The organism is Anaerocolumna xylanovorans DSM 12503 (assembly GCF_900143645.1).
In the GTDB taxonomy this organism is placed as follows: domain Bacteria; phylum Bacillota; class Clostridia; order Lachnospirales; family Lachnospiraceae; genus Anaerocolumna; species Anaerocolumna xylanovorans.
On record NZ_FRFD01000011.1, the window covers coordinates 103,925 to 120,750 of the forward strand.

18 protein-coding genes are annotated in these 16,826 nt (G+C 37.9%); 1 reads left to right on the forward strand and 17 read right to left on the reverse strand.

Features of this window, described 5'->3' with window-relative positions:
- Position 1: 1 nt before the first annotated feature.
- The 13 genes from BUF11_RS18150 to BUF11_RS18220 all read right to left on the reverse strand — a co-directional run bounded on the left by BUF11_RS18150 (position 2) and on the right by BUF11_RS18220 (position 12,769).
- Complete coding sequence (locus tag BUF11_RS18150; RefSeq protein WP_073590285.1) at positions 2-1,297, reverse strand: 6-phospho-beta-glucosidase; 1,296 nt, start codon at positions 1,295-1,297, stop codon at positions 2-4.
- 550 nt (positions 1,298-1,847) lie between these two features.
- Positions 1,848-2,234, reverse strand: a complete 387-nt coding sequence (locus BUF11_RS18165) for a GyrI-like domain-containing protein (protein WP_073590287.1) — start codon at positions 2,232-2,234, stop codon at positions 1,848-1,850.
- Positions 2,235-2,364: 130 nt separating this feature from the next.
- Entirely contained in the window at positions 2,365-2,940 is a 576-nt protein-coding gene (locus BUF11_RS18170; protein ID WP_073590288.1) for a DUF4256 domain-containing protein, read from the reverse strand.
- A 423-nt stretch (positions 2,941-3,363) separates the two neighbouring features.
- The gene (locus BUF11_RS18175; protein WP_073590289.1) at positions 3,364-4,362 is read right to left on the reverse strand and encodes a carbohydrate-binding protein; all 999 of its coding nucleotides are present in this window, start codon (positions 4,360-4,362) and stop codon (positions 3,364-3,366) included.
- A gap of 685 nt (positions 4,363-5,047) precedes the next feature.
- On the reverse strand, positions 5,048-6,226 hold the full coding sequence (locus BUF11_RS18180; RefSeq protein WP_073590290.1) for a macrolide family glycosyltransferase: 1,179 nt from the start codon (positions 6,224-6,226) through the stop codon (positions 5,048-5,050).
- Positions 6,216-6,875: a TetR/AcrR family transcriptional regulator gene (locus BUF11_RS18185; protein ID WP_073590291.1), complete on the reverse strand. Its 660-nt coding sequence runs from the start codon at positions 6,873-6,875 to the stop codon at positions 6,216-6,218. Before BUF11_RS18185 ends, BUF11_RS18180 begins: the two co-directional genes overlap by 11 nt.
- A gap of 203 nt (positions 6,876-7,078) precedes the next feature.
- Complete coding sequence (locus BUF11_RS18190; protein ID WP_073590292.1) at positions 7,079-7,786, reverse strand: nitroreductase family protein; 708 nt, start codon at positions 7,784-7,786, stop codon at positions 7,079-7,081.
- A gap of 34 nt (positions 7,787-7,820) precedes the next feature.
- Positions 7,821-8,621, reverse strand: a complete 801-nt coding sequence (locus BUF11_RS18195; protein ID WP_073590293.1) for a nitroreductase family protein — start codon at positions 8,619-8,621, stop codon at positions 7,821-7,823.
- 156 nt (positions 8,622-8,777) lie between these two features.
- Positions 8,778-9,107 (reverse strand): ArsR/SmtB family transcription factor, encoded by a 330-nt coding sequence (locus BUF11_RS18200; protein ID WP_073590434.1) that lies wholly within the window; start codon positions 9,105-9,107, stop codon positions 8,778-8,780.
- Between the two features lie 311 nt (positions 9,108-9,418).
- Entirely contained in the window at positions 9,419-10,612 is a 1,194-nt protein-coding gene (locus BUF11_RS18205) for a hypothetical protein (protein WP_073590294.1), read from the reverse strand.
- A 281-nt stretch (positions 10,613-10,893) separates the two neighbouring features.
- Complete coding sequence (locus BUF11_RS18210; RefSeq protein ID WP_073590295.1) at positions 10,894-11,532, reverse strand: ABC-2 transporter permease; 639 nt, start codon at positions 11,530-11,532, stop codon at positions 10,894-10,896.
- Positions 11,532-12,392 carry an ABC transporter ATP-binding protein gene (locus tag BUF11_RS18215; protein ID WP_073590296.1) on the reverse strand — a complete coding sequence of 287 codons (861 nt, stop codon included), beginning with the start codon at positions 12,390-12,392 and terminating at the stop codon, positions 11,532-11,534. Before BUF11_RS18215 ends, BUF11_RS18210 begins: the two co-directional genes overlap by 1 nt.
- Positions 12,393-12,394: 2 nt before the next feature.
- On the reverse strand, positions 12,395-12,769 hold the full coding sequence (locus BUF11_RS18220) for a GntR family transcriptional regulator (RefSeq protein ID WP_073590297.1): 375 nt from the start codon (positions 12,767-12,769) through the stop codon (positions 12,395-12,397).
- 236 nt (positions 12,770-13,005) lie between these two features.
- Here BUF11_RS18220 and BUF11_RS18225 point away from each other — a divergent pair, with 236 nt between their 5' ends.
- Positions 13,006-13,209: a DUF4177 domain-containing protein gene (locus BUF11_RS18225; RefSeq protein WP_073590298.1), complete on the forward strand. Its 204-nt coding sequence runs from the start codon at positions 13,006-13,008 to the stop codon at positions 13,207-13,209.
- A gap of 267 nt (positions 13,210-13,476) precedes the next feature.
- Here BUF11_RS18225 and cytX read toward each other — a convergent pair whose 3' ends face one another.
- The 4 genes from cytX to thiE form a co-directional block, all read right to left on the reverse strand.
- Positions 13,477-14,649 carry a putative hydroxymethylpyrimidine transporter CytX gene (gene cytX / locus BUF11_RS18230; protein WP_073590299.1) on the reverse strand — a complete coding sequence of 391 codons (1,173 nt, stop codon included), beginning with the start codon at positions 14,647-14,649 and terminating at the stop codon, positions 13,477-13,479.
- Positions 14,650-15,453 (reverse strand): bifunctional hydroxymethylpyrimidine kinase/phosphomethylpyrimidine kinase, encoded by an 804-nt coding sequence (thiD, locus tag BUF11_RS18235; protein ID WP_073590300.1) that lies wholly within the window; start codon positions 15,451-15,453, stop codon positions 14,650-14,652.
- A 76-nt stretch (positions 15,454-15,529) separates the two neighbouring features.
- On the reverse strand, positions 15,530-16,189 hold the full coding sequence (locus BUF11_RS18240) for an HAD family hydrolase (protein ID WP_073590301.1): 660 nt from the start codon (positions 16,187-16,189) through the stop codon (positions 15,530-15,532).
- A complete protein-coding gene (gene thiE, locus BUF11_RS18245; protein ID WP_073590302.1) occupies positions 16,182-16,823 on the reverse strand; it encodes a thiamine phosphate synthase in 642 nt (213 codons plus the stop codon). The genes BUF11_RS18240 and thiE overlap by 8 nt, the downstream gene beginning before the upstream one ends.
- Positions 16,824-16,826: the final 3 nt, after the last annotated feature.

Below are 16,826 nucleotides of genomic sequence, written 5' to 3' on the forward strand. Positions count from 1 at the left end.
TTTATTTCCTTCCGAAAAACTGAGGTAAAAATTCTTTATTGGCTTCCAGCATCTCATCAAGTACATCTTTTGCTTTGGAGTAATCCCCAATAAGAGGATGTGTCAGTAAAGCTCCCAATGCTGCCGTATAATCTCCCTCAATTCCCGCTTTAACAGTTAATTTTTCAAATGCTTTGACCCCCTGCATTAAACCGATAATATGGTCATTGTTAAAATCATTCAGCTTTAGAGGGGTTGCGCCGTTTTTATTTATCACGCATTTGGCTTCAATTACATCATCCTTATCCATAAAACTCAAAGCACCGTTGTTTTTAACATCAACCACATGTACCTCATTCCTGTCATTTTCTATCGCATCTACAACTGAAACCGCAGCCTCCGAGTATAGAGCTCCTCCTCTTTTATCCAATACTCCGGGCTTCTCCTTCAAGTTGGTATCCTTGTACAATTCAAGGAGTTCAGCTTCTATCACCTTGCATTCCTCACCCCTGGTCATATCGGCATCCTTGCATTTTTTTATCATTTTATCTTTGAAATAATAGTAATTTAGATAGGATACCGGAAGGCCTTTTATTGCTTTTAGTAATTCTTCATCGTAAACAACTTCGGGTATATTCTTTAAACTGTTATTCTTATAACCTCCCAAAAATAAGTTCTGCAGAATTTCCTTATCGTCAGCATATAATGCTGTCAGCCAAAACAGGTGATTTAAGCCTACAAAATCGTAATCAAATTTCGCCACGTTTTCAGGAAGCATTTCCTTCGCACGTTTAATCATATTGATAGGAGCATTACAAAGTCCCAGCATTTTTACATTTGTATTATTCAGCAAGGCCTCAGCTATAATACCGGAAGGATTTGAAAAGTTTATAAACCACGCATTCGGCGAAAGCCTTTCTATCTTCTTTGCAATGTCCATCATGACAGGTATTGTCCGCAGAGCTTTCATAAATCCGCCTGCACCGGTTGTCTCCTGTCCAAGCAGGTCATATTTCAAAGGAATCTTTTCATCCCTTATTCTGGCATCCAGCTTTCCAACTCTGATCTGTCCCAGTATGTAATCAGCGCCTTCAACTGCCTCTTCAACATTGTCGGTAATTATAACCCTTGAATTCATTCCATTCGCCTCAAGCATTCTTTTACCAAGCCCTGTTACAATCTCTGTTTTCTCTTTATCAATATCCATCATATAAAAACTGTCAACCTTTAATTGTTTATTCCTTGTTATAAACCCATTCATAAGCTCTGGCGTATATGTACTGCCGGCTCCAATAACTGCAATTTTCAAATTTTTCATAACCCTGTTTCTCCTATATTTTCATGCCACCAATAATAAATTATTATTTTAATATGTTCCATGAATTTAATTATATCCCCGCACAATGGCAGTCTCAATGTCATATTTTTACTGATATTTCTTCTTTTTTTACTTAATACAATCTGAAATTCACTGAATTTTCTTATTCCATTGAACGCACTTCTTCCCCCCCTTCTGTTAAAGATTATCCTGAAATGATATACCGTCTGGCCAAGGACAGCGGATATACCGGAGCAGGCGTTTAGCACGGGCTTTGGATGTACAGCCTCTCTCTGTTACAAATATAATAAAGAAGATGGCAGAACTGGTTCTTGAGGATGGGCGATAGTCAGCATGGGGACAGAAAATGCCGCACAAAGCTGATATCACTTTGGCGGCAGAATTCTCGTTAATCTATGTATCTATCAATCAGATGATTTTTTTGCATGGTAAATAATATCCAAAAGTAAAGGTATTTTTACCATCTTCTTCAATGCTGGCATACTTATCGAATGAGTAGTAAATAAACTCTTTTATCTTGGGATTGTACTCACCCATCTTCAGAAAAATCATTTGCCTCAAATCCACAGATGATATATTCCCGAGCAGGAAGCTGCCATATTTGAAAATTCTCATCTGTCATCCCAGATTCAACCTCTGCTCCTGCAAAGTAAGTAAAATATCCTTCCGGCGCATCACCCATATAAGCAACACCCACCTCCCGCCCATTCGGTATGCGGGCAATCCGATCTTTCTCCTTGTGGAAACGCCTCCATATTTCGCCGGGCACATCGACACCGGTCGATTCTCCAACGGGTAACTGCCCCGCAATAGGAACATGACCAATTATCCCCATAAAATCAATTGGTTCATTTAAAATCCTGCGATTCATTTCTAAAACAAGCCCATCGCTAATCAGCGGAACTCTAAGATTCATCAGAACCCCTTATTTATCAAGATTTTCGCTTATTTCAGCATGCGAACTGATTCTGTATGCTTTGAGGATATAAAAATGATGCCTGACGCCATCTGGCAGGGTCTTAACGGAGAAATATCTTTGTGATAAATTATACCCTTAAGGAACCACGAAAGCCCCTGGCGGCATAGTAAGATTCTGCCCCATTGTGGTACACAAAGACAGTGTCGTAGCGACGATCACCAAAAATAGCCCCGCCGAGTTTTCTAATATTAACGGGTGTTTTTACCCAGCTAGATGTTTTCATATCGAAACTTCCAAGTTTCTGCAATTCCCGGTATTGTTCTTCTGTCAAAAGCTCAATGCCCATTGTAACAGCCATATCAATTACGTTACTTTCTGGTCTATTTTCCTTCCTTGACTCCAGAGCTTCACGGTCGTAACAAATACTTCTTCGGCCTTTGGGACTTTCCGCTGAACAATCATAAAAAATGTATTCATCCGTCTTTTCATCATACCCAACAACATCTGGCTCGCCCCCCGTTCTTTCCATTTCATTGAGGGACCACGATTTTTCAATATTAGCTTCTAACTTTGCTTGCACTTTGGCCCATTTAATATCTTTATGACGATCCATGTTTTTCTCAAAACGTGCCTTTAAAACTCTTAATAGTTCTTCACGTTGTCCGGGTGACAACTCCCTTACATTGCCATTAATGTTGCTCATATATAACCTCCTTTGAATAAATGTATTGTACTCATACTCTCGTGAATTTAACCCAAAAATATACTAACGCTTAGGAATTATCCAATTTATGTGCAGATCATTCTAAAAAACAGTGTCCTGGAATCACTCCAATAGCTTCATTTATTTTATTAATTATATCTTATTAATTTCCATTATATAACATAAATATTCAAATCACAAAGTATTCCCCCATATTTCTATAGCAAAAATGCACTCATTCAATTAAAATGAGTGCACACTTTCATATATTCCTGAACTTGTTCTGTATTCCGCTGACATTATTGAAGAAATACAGAACAAGCCGGAACGAAACTATTTGATATTGATATAACAATGCAGTAAATTGACTTTTCTTTATATGCAAACAATTTTTAATTTTACATCTAATGGATAAATAACATCTTAGTTCTTACCCCCATAACCCTTATATGTAGCGTAAACTATATCTGCATATTGATTTGCCAGAATAGGACGGCCATAAGAATCCGTAGCTCCCGGATACCAGTAGTCTCCTCCATTATAGTGCAATAAACCGTTATATATGTTGCCGAATTTAGCAATCTTTTCATTTAAAATCAGTGCGCCCAAACATACCTGATCTTGTTCACTGCTGTGATTATAAGCACGGCCAAATGTTGAGCTGAATTGGGATAAATAAGCATTACGTGTGTTTGGTTCTACCTGCATCAATCCGTCGCCGGCTGATGGACTGCCTGGTAAGCCCGCTCCAAAGCTGCTTTCCTTTTTGATAACAGCACACAGCAATAAAGCAAAATCTCCGCCCTTACCAAACTTATTGTCCACATTCATTGTATATGTCCATATGTTGCTTGGAACTTCGGAGGGCTTTGTTACTGAAGGAGCCGTTGAACCAATATAAATCTTAACCGATGACATTTTGTCATTGACAGTATCGCCAACCCAGGAAGAACTTGAAGTATAGGTCCATTTTGTTCCTCCAAAATTATCATGCTCATATACTTCAACCGTCCAGCCGCCAGGAACCTTGAGAGAAGACATCCAGTCATTTGGGATTCCTTTTGCATTCAACTGTGACAGTGTATAATTGCCTGCTCCAAGTGTTTTTGCTGCTCCACCATAGTTTATATCCGCATAAAATGTCACTTCATTTGTTGGTGTTGGTGGTGGTGTAGTTCCGCTGCCGCCTTTCTCCCATAAAGCGGGAACATTGGATGGTTCCCAACCTACGAGGGAAGTATGTGCCTGACGACAGGTATAAGTGCTTCCATCATAGGTTACTGTATCACTTACTGCATATGCAGTATTTGGAGCCCATGCTCCTCTAGCGGCTGCGCTCACCGGTAAGACCAGGTAAAATGTAGATACGAATACTGCTAAAACTACCATAAGAGCTTTAAAAGAAAACTTTTTACTAACCATTTTCAGACCTCCTTGTATTTTATTTCTGCAGCTCACTCATGAGGTGAACCACAGGCTTAACTGTACTATTTCAATGCATCAAAGTAAGCACGGTAAGTCAATTCAACAAGTTCATCATTATTTCCTTGATACTGTATTTCGCTCCCATGTAGAGGTATATTTCTTAACCGTAGATGTCCATTTTGGATATATCATCATTTTCACTATTTGCCCTAATAATATTTAGATTATTACTGGAAACCATCAGTACAAATACTGTTAATAAAGTTAAAAGTCTTTTTAATTTTTAGCATATATAACTTCCTATTAGCTAATAGATATGATACTCTCAACACAATCATTGTATACCATTTATTTACATATTGCAACACGAAATGGTATAATTAGGTATATATTACCATGAAGTAATTTAATAACAACACAAAATGCCATTTTGTAAATCGAGATGATGTTTGTAACCGAAGCGTGTTTTAATTCTGATTGCCCAATCAGGGTTTTCAGTTCATCAACCGTCTGAAGGAAACGTTGGCCTCTACTCAAATTTAAGCAGTCCGGCAATCGTGTTCTTAAATGCCTTTATTATATTTATTTACGGCTCTTGTCAAGCGACTTCTCATATTTTATTGTCTGATAATATTTTAAAGTCGGCTGACTATCTATGTTCTATGAATAATCTTTATGCACATTAGAAATTTTGGTTACGGACGTAGTCAATTATTTCGTGAGCGGCGAAGCTATTGCCGCCGGCTTCACTCATTGCTTGTTGAAATATTTGTACGGTCTTTTTGACTTTAACATCATTCATCACATCAAAGGCGGTACATCTTAAGTTCTCGGAGGATAGCTTCTTTCTATTCAGCCTTTTTCCCAATCCAAGTTCATTGACTCTATTTGCAACAGTTGGCTGGTCATTACCCACTGGTACAACCAGCATGGGCACTCCATAATATATAGCTTCGTTTACGCTATTCATTCCCCCGTGGGTAATAAACAGAGAAGTATGCTGCAAAACCTCCAATTGCGGAACAAAGGAGTAGACCCTAAAATTTTCGGGTATTTGCCCAAGTTTTTTTAGCGGAATGTTTTGCCCGACAGATAGAATGACTGTGACATTCTCACAGGCAAATGCTTCAAAGCATTTTTTATAAAAGGATATAGAATCGTTGAGCAATGTGCCAAGTGATATGTAGATAAGCGGGTTTCTTATTTCATCAAAAGCTATATGTACATTACTGTTCCTATGTGAAATGGAGGGGCCTATAAACTTATAATTCGTATCAGGGAATTCCTTATTGAGTATTTGAAATTCCTTAACTGTATAAACATAGTTCAGCTCTGGTAAGTTAGAAACGATTTCATCTATAATATCATTTGTTCTCAAATCAAACTTTTTGCATATAACCTGTGACAGCAGTCGATACAACAGCCTGAATCTGAAAATACTGGTCATGTAAAGGCCACCCGTCTTTGCAAACATATTAAGTATATTCTGGTTTAATGCAAATGTGGAGAAAAGACGAACAGATGGTTTTTGCAATTTGTCCGCAAGACTTTTTCCGACAAAAAATAAAATTTCATAAATAATACAGTCATAGTCCGAACCTATGCGCAGCGCAGTATTATAAGCCGCCCGCCAACTTTTTATTTCTTTTTGAGTTGGACTTAGTGTGTCAGGGTAATCATCATATGCAACAAACCCGGCCCCTGTAAGAATTACCCTTTCTCTCCACTCAGGAGCTTGAATATAGGTGACTTGACAGCCCTGATTAACTAATTCTTTAGCCAAACCCAGCGTAGGATTTGTATGTCCGGAAAAAGGTAAGTTTATCATCAATATTTTAAGCTTTTGTTCTTTAATTTCCATAATGTATACCCTCATCCAGAAAAGGTTTATATAAATCCTTGATGCGTTTCATATCTTCTTCCTCAATAATTGGCGTCCCAATCTTCTCCAACATGAACAATAGAAAGTCTAATCTGCTGGATACCTCAGCAAAACTTCTTTTAAATAGTACAGGGTCAAGCCAAACATCTATACATAATGCGAGAATTTCCGCTAATTCTTTGGGATAGGAGCATTGGAATTCTCCCATGTCCACACCTTGCTTTATTATTTGTGATACAAAAGGAGCAATAATATTATTCAGGTTGCGTATTTCGTCCAGCAATGCGAAAGGAATCTTTTCTATCCAACTATAATGTATCAATTGTTTCTGAACATCATTATTGGCAGTGTATGTAATTATTTTGGAGATTTTTTCTTTAGCTGTTAATGAATCATCTGCAACTAACCCTTCGAAAAAAACATTTACCTGAAGTTGAGCTTCTTTTGTGACCGATTCCAATATTTCTTGTTTACTTTTAAAATGGTGATACATTGCACCTCTTGATAATCGCGTAATATCTATAATGTCTTGAGTTGTAGTCGCTTCATAACCTTTTGTTGCAAACAAGGAAAATGCCCCTTTGATTATTTTCTCTTTCGCACTTTTTGTTTTTTCTTCTCTTTTCATCTTCTCCTCCATAAAACAAACAGACTGACTGTTTGTTTTATAATACAATTTTTCCCTCCGGCTGTCAAGGGCAATAAATCACAAATATATAATTAACTCTCCTAAGATGAAAAGCAATGCTATTAAAAAGGGCATGAAATGATCTGCTGTTGATTCGTTTTTACTATTCGCTCTATAAACCTTAACCCCGATAACATATAATACTAGCTCAAATGGAAAATCCTGCCATTTCCAAATTCAAATTTTCCTCCTGCCCCTATTTCGAAATGTTTCTTTGCAATACCTAAATCAATCAAATCCATTGAATAATCATCCGCAATTTGAGCACTTAAGATGTTGTTCTCATACTTAAATATTGCTTTTTGTGTGTTTTTGGCACTTGGGGCGAGTAATACAGCTTTCATTCCGTTTTGTACCCATTGAGGCAAAGGTTGATCGCTTATGATTCTCTCTGCTATGCTCTTTACTTTTCTATGTGTAGCTGACCGCACCATTTTTTCTGTTAGTGAGGGAACTGCCACTTTACCTACTACGACAACACAAGCCAATTCCTCGCCACTATCAATAGTTAATTCATCCTTATCAAAGGTGCCTCCAACCCAACATGTTCCCAAACCTAAATCAGTTATAGCAAGAACTAAATCTTCTCCGTAATATCCAACCTTTTCCTTTAAATCTTTCTCCTCTTTCTTGCCTTTCATCAATATAAGAGAACGCACATTGGTAAATAGTCCATAACTTTTTCTTAACTTCTGAAAAGCACCGCTTCCATCCTCCATGAATGCCATTGTTAAACCGGATGCTTCATTTAATTGGTTAGTCAGAAAAATGATTTTTTCCTTTTCCTGATCTGTAATCGGCTCCTTTTCAAACTTTCTCCGTGAAACTCTATTTTCTATCGCACTGCGCATAAAATCACCTCCAATTATTCTTATATATTTGCTTCTATCGCCATTCAATATCAGCCTTTTTCCTAGGAACTGTCCGCATATATTTAACATCGGGATATCCGATTGCAAGACAAGTCACTACATTTTCTTGTTTGGTAAGACCAAGCTCTTTTCTAATCCTCTTGTTTCGTTTTGCCGCTACAGTGAAAAAGCCGACATACAATGTGCCAAGCCCCATAGCCTCGGCCATCAATTCCATACTCATCGATGCAAGTGAGGCATCCACATCATCATCCGAAATAATAAAAATGACTGTTGGCGCTCCATGGAAAAAGAAGCCCGGTTCTAATTTGTATCCGCTTAGATCATAAGGCAGCTTGACAAATTTGCTCACGACTTCCGCCAGACGTTTTCGCTTCCGGAATGTTTTCAGTGCGTTATTTTCAAACATAGGAATGCTTTTTTGTGCAACGATGTATCTTATCCTTTGCTTATTGCTGCCGGTAGGAGTAAATCGTCCTGCTTCTACAATTTTCTTAATTATCTCCTTTTCGACCTGCTCATCCTTATAGTGCCTTACCGACCGTCTGAACTGTATTGTGTTGAGCAGAATATCTTCATCAATACCGAAGATGTTTTTATCATATGTTTTGACTTCATTCATATCATATCCGCTCATAGTAAAAGCGTCTTTTGGACATATAGCAACGCAATGGCCGCATTCAAGGCATTTTTCAGCCAGCATTACGGCTTTCCCGTTTTGCAGCACAAGCACGTGGTGAGGACAGTCTTTACAACATAGCCCACAGCCAATACATTTTTCTATATCAATTTTTACGGTACTATTCCTATTCATTATTCACACCTCAATATTCTCATTCACACAGTCGATTTCGTCACTATATGAAAATTGCTTCTTTCCCCTTCCAAAGAAGGATATGGAAACTCGCTAAGCTCTTTGATATAACCAACGGCATATCATATTTGAGTACCATCTTAAGGCCGCCGTCTTTTAACTCAAAATCAAATGTTCAATATCCAAAACCAATTTTTTTAATAAATTTAATTTCGCAGAAACATTGATATAATAGTAGTTTTTAGCCCCTTCTTCTCTCATTCTTACAATCCCTGTATCCTTCAATATTTTCAATTGATGTGATACGGCAGGGCGCGAGAGGTGTGTTTTTGCCGTAATTTCGCCAACACGCATTCCGCTTTTGCAATCGGATTCCATTAAAACCAGAAGTATTATCTGGCGTGTTTCATCTCCAATTGCTGTCAAAACCGATTGTGCATTCTTAAAATCTTCTTGTATCATCTGAATTTGTTCTTTTTTATCCATAAACAGCACCTCACCTTGTCTGTTCTTTGGTTCGCACCAATAAACTAATATATTCATAATACCCCTGAAAAAGAATAAATACAACATTGAGAAAGCAAGACGAGACGAACTTTTTTCTTCTGCTTAAATATAGAAAAACAGCCCACAAATCTTGATAGTTCAAAACTACTCGACAAATTCTATTTGCCTGTGTGTTCTACCTTTAACTTCTCGATGTAATCTCAAATTTCTTGTCCAATCTTATTAAGTCCAGATTTTCATTTTCAGCCTCACTTCACCCTTTGTCATGGCAATTTTCCTTGCTGCCGTAATCACTTACTGCGCAGAACCTTTTGAAATTCTCTGTAGTCAATTTTCTGGTCCAGTTTATTTATGGCACTTAAAATCTGCTCAAATCCTTTGTTATTCTTGAATAAAGTTATCCTTTCGATACGATTCGGATTTTCATTCCAAAACTTTATTTGAATATTACTTGTATTTCTTCGCAATATATGCGGTGCATCCATACGGGTTATACAAAGTAGATCCCGGACCTGATTTCCATTCAGGCATTCTTCAATTTCCTCTTTTGCCTCTTTACTATTTAAAAATGCTTCCTGTGTTCTCTCGGCTTCACTTATTTGTTGAATTTTCTTGCTATTATATATAATTCTTCCGAGCTTTGTGAACGGCATCCTGTTATTCTGATATATCCTCCGGTCTATACTAAGATAATAGAGAAAACCATCCATTGTTATTACAAAACCCGTTGTCTTTTGCAGCTTTATATTACTCCTGGCTGCTCTCCAGATCAGAACTCCGCTCCAAAATAATACAGTCGCAACTGTTATGTAGGCCAATTCGTAATCTGGCGGCAGCATATCCGCCAAAGCCGGTATTGATAATAATGTTCCTACCATCATTATAATTCCCACAATATACCTTATCATAACCAGCGGATGAATGTTCTCACAAAGGTATAATGACTGAATCCACTGTGGTTGTGACACATTATCAGGCACACTCGGTTTTTGAAACCGGATTGCGGCCGGAATCGGAGCCTTCTGCTGGGATATTGATTTTTTTGCCGGTCTTCTCTTTGCCTTTCTTGTCTCCAGCGTTAGCTTTATCTGCCCACTCCATTTTTTTAACCGCTTATAAGCCAGACAGAAGCCACCAACAGCAAAACACAATAAATTAATTATAATGAGACTATAATAACCATTTGAAAGCGTACTTAGAGAAGCATCCGCATAAGTCTGGTAAACCATAATGGTAGCAAATACAATAAACAGCATTAATATTGTTCCTATAATCGTAAAAATAGTACCAATTTTCTTCATTTTTATGTCCTTTCCCTTCCCTTTTCTTAAGGTACAAAACTGCATGGTATATCTTTTGAACAGATTGTTCTTATCCATCTGCTTCCTGATGTATGATAGCAGCTGCAGTGCTATGGACTGCATAAACAGCTTGCCTTCAATCTTCCAGATGTCTCTGCGCACAACATCCTGAAAAATCAACATTGTATTATGACCAAATTTCTGCTGCAATCCTTTAGTAAATAAGCCGCGTTTACTACTGTAAACAAAATAAAAATTGGACAAATGAATAATAGCAACATCCCTAATGCCTTATAGTTTTTTCATATTTTACTACAAATTGTCACTAAATGATATAAAAAGATGCCCTTTAAGCCTAGTGGGGCCTTAGCATTCAAAACTTAAATCGTGAAATTTACCTTCTATTTCTGGAAGTATGGATTTTTTCGTCAACAGAATGCGAAACAATCCCCCTTTTTGAATTATCATAAATCTGCTTTTTTATAAATCTGCATAGATATAGTTGCAGATACCGCCAAAATAATAATACTAAATAAAATGACACCACCTAATAATATTGTAGGACTAAGCATGTCAAGAAAACTTAAATATATACCGCTTTTAATTTCTATAAATTGTGGAAATGCAAAAGAAGATGCCATTATAATAATTATAAAAAAGATTTTTGTTTTTTCAAATCCTAATTTATAATGCACAGGCAAATAAATACTAAGGATTAAAGAAATTACCAGAAATAACATAACAGGCATTGTAAATCCAAAAGTACCTAATCGTGGAAACATAAGTGTTTCAATTCCAAAGACCAAGCAACACACCAAGTAAATAATCAGGCAGAAAATATATCTTGATAATACAACGTCTTTACGAGGATACGGCAAAGCACATAGCAAAGCCGACGCTTTAGGATATTGAGTTTCTTTCAAGGATACATATTGTAAAAGCATAAATACTGAGTAAATCGTTATTAGAACGAAGCCCAATATTCCTGCATATTCCGGAAGTCTCCAAACCAAAAACAAAGGAAAGATAATATATATAGTTATCATAATCAGCACATATTTTTTAACAAGCAGAAAGTCTTTTCTTACCAATTGAAATAACATTATTTTTTACCTCCTTTGATATTGCACAGCATAACATCTTCTATTGTTGTACGTTCTGTAATAGCGTCCGGCATAGCTTTTTTGATATCTTCAAGCTGGTTAGTAATACCTGTGAATCCGAAAGCAGTTTTACTGATATTCACAAATAATTTTTCCGTATCCTTCGTGAGGTCTTTCAAATCACTTTTGACTATTCTATAACTGTCAAGCAGAATATCCTTTTCCTCTTGAAATATGATTTTTCCGTTGTCAATCATTATCAACATATCAGCGATTTTATCCAAATCAGATGTTATATGTGTTGAAAAGAAAACACCTCTTCCACCATTATTCATAAATTCCTTTAGTATATCGAGAAGTTGACTTCTAATAAGAGGATCAAGCCCGCTTGTCGGTTCGTCCATAATCAACAGTTCCGCTTTGTGGGATAGAGCAAGGGCTAAAGCGTATTTCATACGCATACCCTTTGAAAGCGTATTGATTTTCTGTTTTGGGCCTAGAGAAAATCTATCAAGATATATTCTGTACTTTGTTTCATCCCATGATTTATAAGCCGAAGCCACAATGCTTTTCATTTCTGACAGGCTCAATTCATCATAAAATCCTCCGCCGTCAAGAACAATCCCAATTCGCTCTTTTATCTGTTTTTCGTTTGTTTTCATATCCATTCCGAACAATCGGACATTGCCAGATGATTTTGAGGTCAAACCTAAAATTGTCCTTAGGGTGGTGGTTTTACCTGCTCCATTTATACCAATGAAGCCAGTAATACAACCCTCTGGTAACGAAAATGAAATATCTTGCAAAGAGAAGTTCCCGTAAGATTTATTCAAGCCACTAATTTCTAAAATGTTTTCCATTCTTATTCCTCCTCAAATAGAATATTCATCATTTCATTTAATTCCTGTCTGCTAATTCCGAGTGATTTTGCCATTTGTATCATATCCTGCATTTTTTGTTCTACAAGACGGCGTTTTGAATCTCGTAGTAGCTCAATATTACTTGTAGAAACAAATGTCCCAATACCTATTTGACTATTAACAAATCCTTCTTTTTCCAAATCATCATAGACCCGTCGAATAGTTAAAACACTCACCTTCAAATCATTTGCAAACGCCCGAATAGATGGTAAAGTATCACCTTCTGCTAATTCGCCTTTTAAGATAGCGTCTATAATTTGGTCTTTAATTTGTTGGTAAAGAGGACTTTCAGAAGTATTTGAAATTAATATTTTCATATCGTCCCTCCTTAGTGTGATGCTTTCACATACACACTATACACTGTGACTACTTTGTTGTCAATACCATTTAATGATGATAGAGGACTATGAATATTGTAAAAAAATATTGCATATTGCAAACAATTGTTGTAAAGTATGTATGGAAAAGTAAGCAAAAGTAGGGAGGAACTGTAATACCCTATGTACAAAAATAAGCATACAAATATATGAACTAAGGAAAGGATGAAACTATTATGGAATATGTAGTTTTGCAAGTTACTTTAAAAGAAAAGTTTATTGGCACAGGTTCAGGCAACTTAACTGAATTAGAAAAAGTTATAAATGAACAAGCTGGTAAAGGGTATAGATTACATACTATAACTACTTCTTCAGCAGCCAGCAAAGGCCTGCTTGGCGGAGACAGAATTCAAGCTACACTAGTTTTTGAAAAATTGTAATCAATTGAACTCGCTTTCATCTCCATAACATGTAGGCGGATATCTGCTATGCAGGTGTGACCCCCATAGCTCTAGCTTCAAGAAAAAACCTCCAATGCTATAATAAGTGTAGGTTCGCCAACCATACCAAAATAGCAAAGGAGGAAATCAAAATTTAAAAGTATTAATCTTTCTGCCTTATTCTTTTATATATCAACCTTAATTTCAATATTTTAATCAATATGTAGTCATTTGTATCTACTAGTATATTTTCATTTCTTTTTACAGCTATATACTCCTCTTTCTTCTGATATATCCATAGCTTACTGTAAGCAGCACAGTAATGATCATATCAGGAAATGTACTTCCCACGACAAAATCCAGCTGCATAAAGTAGCGGTATAAGACAAAACCCATCAGCCAGATGATACATCTGCCTAAATCAAACTTTCCATTGCTGCTGTCATTTTTTAAGATAAAGTAGTCTGCAATCTGAATAGCAATCATCGGTGCAAACACGGAACCAATCAAATACAGGAATCCTGTAATATCATCCATCGGATAAAATACTGCACCGGCCATACCAAGTACTGTTACAAGAATAGCAGCTTTTTTTCCGTTAATTTTACTCCATATAGTCTCTGAAGATATTCCGGCAGAATAGGCATCCAAAAACGTTGTGGTAACAGTTGAAAACACAACGATGAGAAGCCCTGCAATACCCAGTCCGGCTTTTACCATGATCGCAGCAATATCATATTCTCCTGTGTAAATTGCTGCTCCCATTCCGATGGTATACATAAAACTACTTACAACTCCATAAACAGCTGCACTGGTCAATGTTGCTGCAACAGGTTTTTCTGCAATCCTCGTATAATCGCTGATTAATGGCAGCCAGGACAATGGCATCGCCACTGCAAGTTCTACTGCCGCGCCAAAGCCTATGTTACCTTCCATCTCAAAAATTGGTGCAGCACCTGTAAAGAAAATCAGCCTGCATAAAAGCAATGTCAGCAGAAAAAGCAGTGTCATGGCAACGACATTTATTTTTCCAAGATTTGTGATCCCCACCAGAATCCATACAATAATCAGTCCTCCAATAACCAGACACCAGATCCATTTTCCTGTTTCCATAATTCCATTAATCGAAACAGCACCGTCATAAATCATAATACCTGTCCAGCCAACCAGCTGAAGTACATTTAAAAATGCAAAGAATTTGCTGCCCCATACTCCAAAACTTCTTTTTGTAGTTTCCATTGCAGACAATCTGGTCTTACCGCCAATAATTCCGGCCAAGAAGAACATGGTACATCCTATCACATGGCCAATCAGAATTGCAATAATACCTTTTACCATTCCAAGGGGAGCAAAACAGGTTCCTGTTAGAATCTCAGCCAATGAAATAGCTGCTCCAGCCCAAATCAAACCATTATTTAAAACCGAGGTACGTTTTTCCATTTACTTTATCTCCTTGTACTCGCCGCTAATCGCAAATGCATGATTCATAGGACCGCTGCCTTTTCCCAAATCCAGCATGGCCGCCAGTGCACCGGAGATATAATTTTTGGCATATTCAACTGCTTCTGTCATTGTATAGCCCTTTGCCAGATTGGATGCTATCGCACTTGATAACGTACAGCCTGTCCCATGTGTATTCGGATTATGGATACGCTTTCCCTTAAACCACTGCTTACCCTCACCGGTAAACAACAGATCGTTTGCATCATTCAACTGGTGTCCGCCCTTTAAAAGCACATTGCAGTGAAAGTTCTGATAAATCAATTCTGCTGCCTTTTCCATATCCTCCCCTGAATTAATCGGGAACCCTGCAAGGACCTCTGCCTCCGGTATATTGGGTGTAATGATATTTGCTTTCGGTAATAGTTGTTCCTTTAGTACCTCAATTGCTTCCTTAGAGATTAATCTTGCCCCGCTTGTGGCAATCATAACAGGGTCCACTACAATGTTAACCAATTCAAATCTGGTAATGGTCTCTGCGATTACTGAAATCAGCTTCCCCGAAGAGACCATTCCAATCTTGATGGCATCCGGACGAATATCCGTAATGACATCCTCCAGCTGTTCCTTTAAAAACTCCGGTGTTACTTCCATAATTCCTGTCACACCGGTTGTATTCTGTGCCGTCAATGCCGTAATTGCGCTCATGGCATATACTCCATTTGCAGTCATTGTCTTAATGTCTGCCTGAATTCCGGCGCCTCCGCAGGAATCACTTCCTGCGATTGTTAATGCTGTTCTCATTTCATTTTCCTCTTTTCTTTCTGCATTAATTTTCTATAGCGGAAAGAAGTGGTGCCCCCGATTTTCCGCTTTGTTACTATAATATCCGAAAAATATCCTCCATAAATTCAGCGCTAAGCTGCCTGGTATAAAAGTCAGCAATTGACATAATCTCTGTCTGGTCTTTGCCGCTGGCCTCATCATAGACTCCGGCCGTGGGATAACCATAGGCAGAAGCCGTTCGCAATGCATGCAGCGCATCTTCCACAACAATTGTCTCTTTTGTAGGTGAATTCATCTTTTTTTGCGCTGCGATATAGATATCCGGCCGGTCTTTTCCTGCTCCGATTTGTGTACAGGTCAGAATATCCAAAAAATATTTTTTAATATCCAGTCTTTCCAGTGCAGCCTCCACTGCCTTACTATCCGAGGATGTGGCGATAATCATTGGTACCTTCCTCTGTGAAATCCATTGCAAGGTTTCCTTCACTCCGGGTTTTGGTTCCAGTTTGTCTCTGTAAAAAGTTTCAAGCAGCTTACTGATTCCATCGAGTATCTCCTCTTCCCCTGGCATAGGTGCATACTGTTGTTTCAGGTACCTCGCCCCTTCCGCCATGCTCATGGCAAATATCCTCTGGCTTAAATTTTTCTCCGGTACAAGTCCAAGGCTTTCCAGGTACCATTCCGAAATATGACTCCACATAGGCATAGAATCTAACAATACCCCGTCCACATCAAATATCACGCCTCTAATCATGAATGACTTCCTTTGTTTTTTCTTTTAATTCACGTGCAGCTTCTTCGATATCCGGCTTTGCAAAGATTGCGCTGATAACAGCAATGCCTACAATACCTGACCCTTTCAGTTCCTGTACATTCTCTCTTGAAATTCCACCGATTGCAATAACCGGTATTTTTACCGCTGTACAAATAGCTTTTAAGGTTTCATGGTTGACGTTTTCTGCATCGTCCTTAGAGCCTGTAGGAAAAACCGCCCCGACTCCAAGATAATCAGCGCCATTTTTTTCTGCCAGAATAGCCTGTTCTACCGTTTCCGCTGATACCCCAAGGATTTTATCCGGCCCAATCTTTTCCCGTACCGCTCCTGCCTCCATATCACTTTGGCCTACATGTACACCATCTGCCTTCATTTCTAATGCTATCTCCACATTGTCATTAATGACAAAGGGAACGCTGTATTCTTTACAAAGCTCCTGTACTTCGATAGCTTCCTGCAGAAAATGTCCTTTGTCCAAATGCTTTTCTCGCAATTGGACAAATGTTACCCCGCCCTTTATTGCCTTCTCAACCTGACTGTACAGGGTCTCATTGCCAAGCCATGTACGGTCAGTTACTGCGTATAGAAGAAGCTCTTCTCTTTTTATCTGCATTTT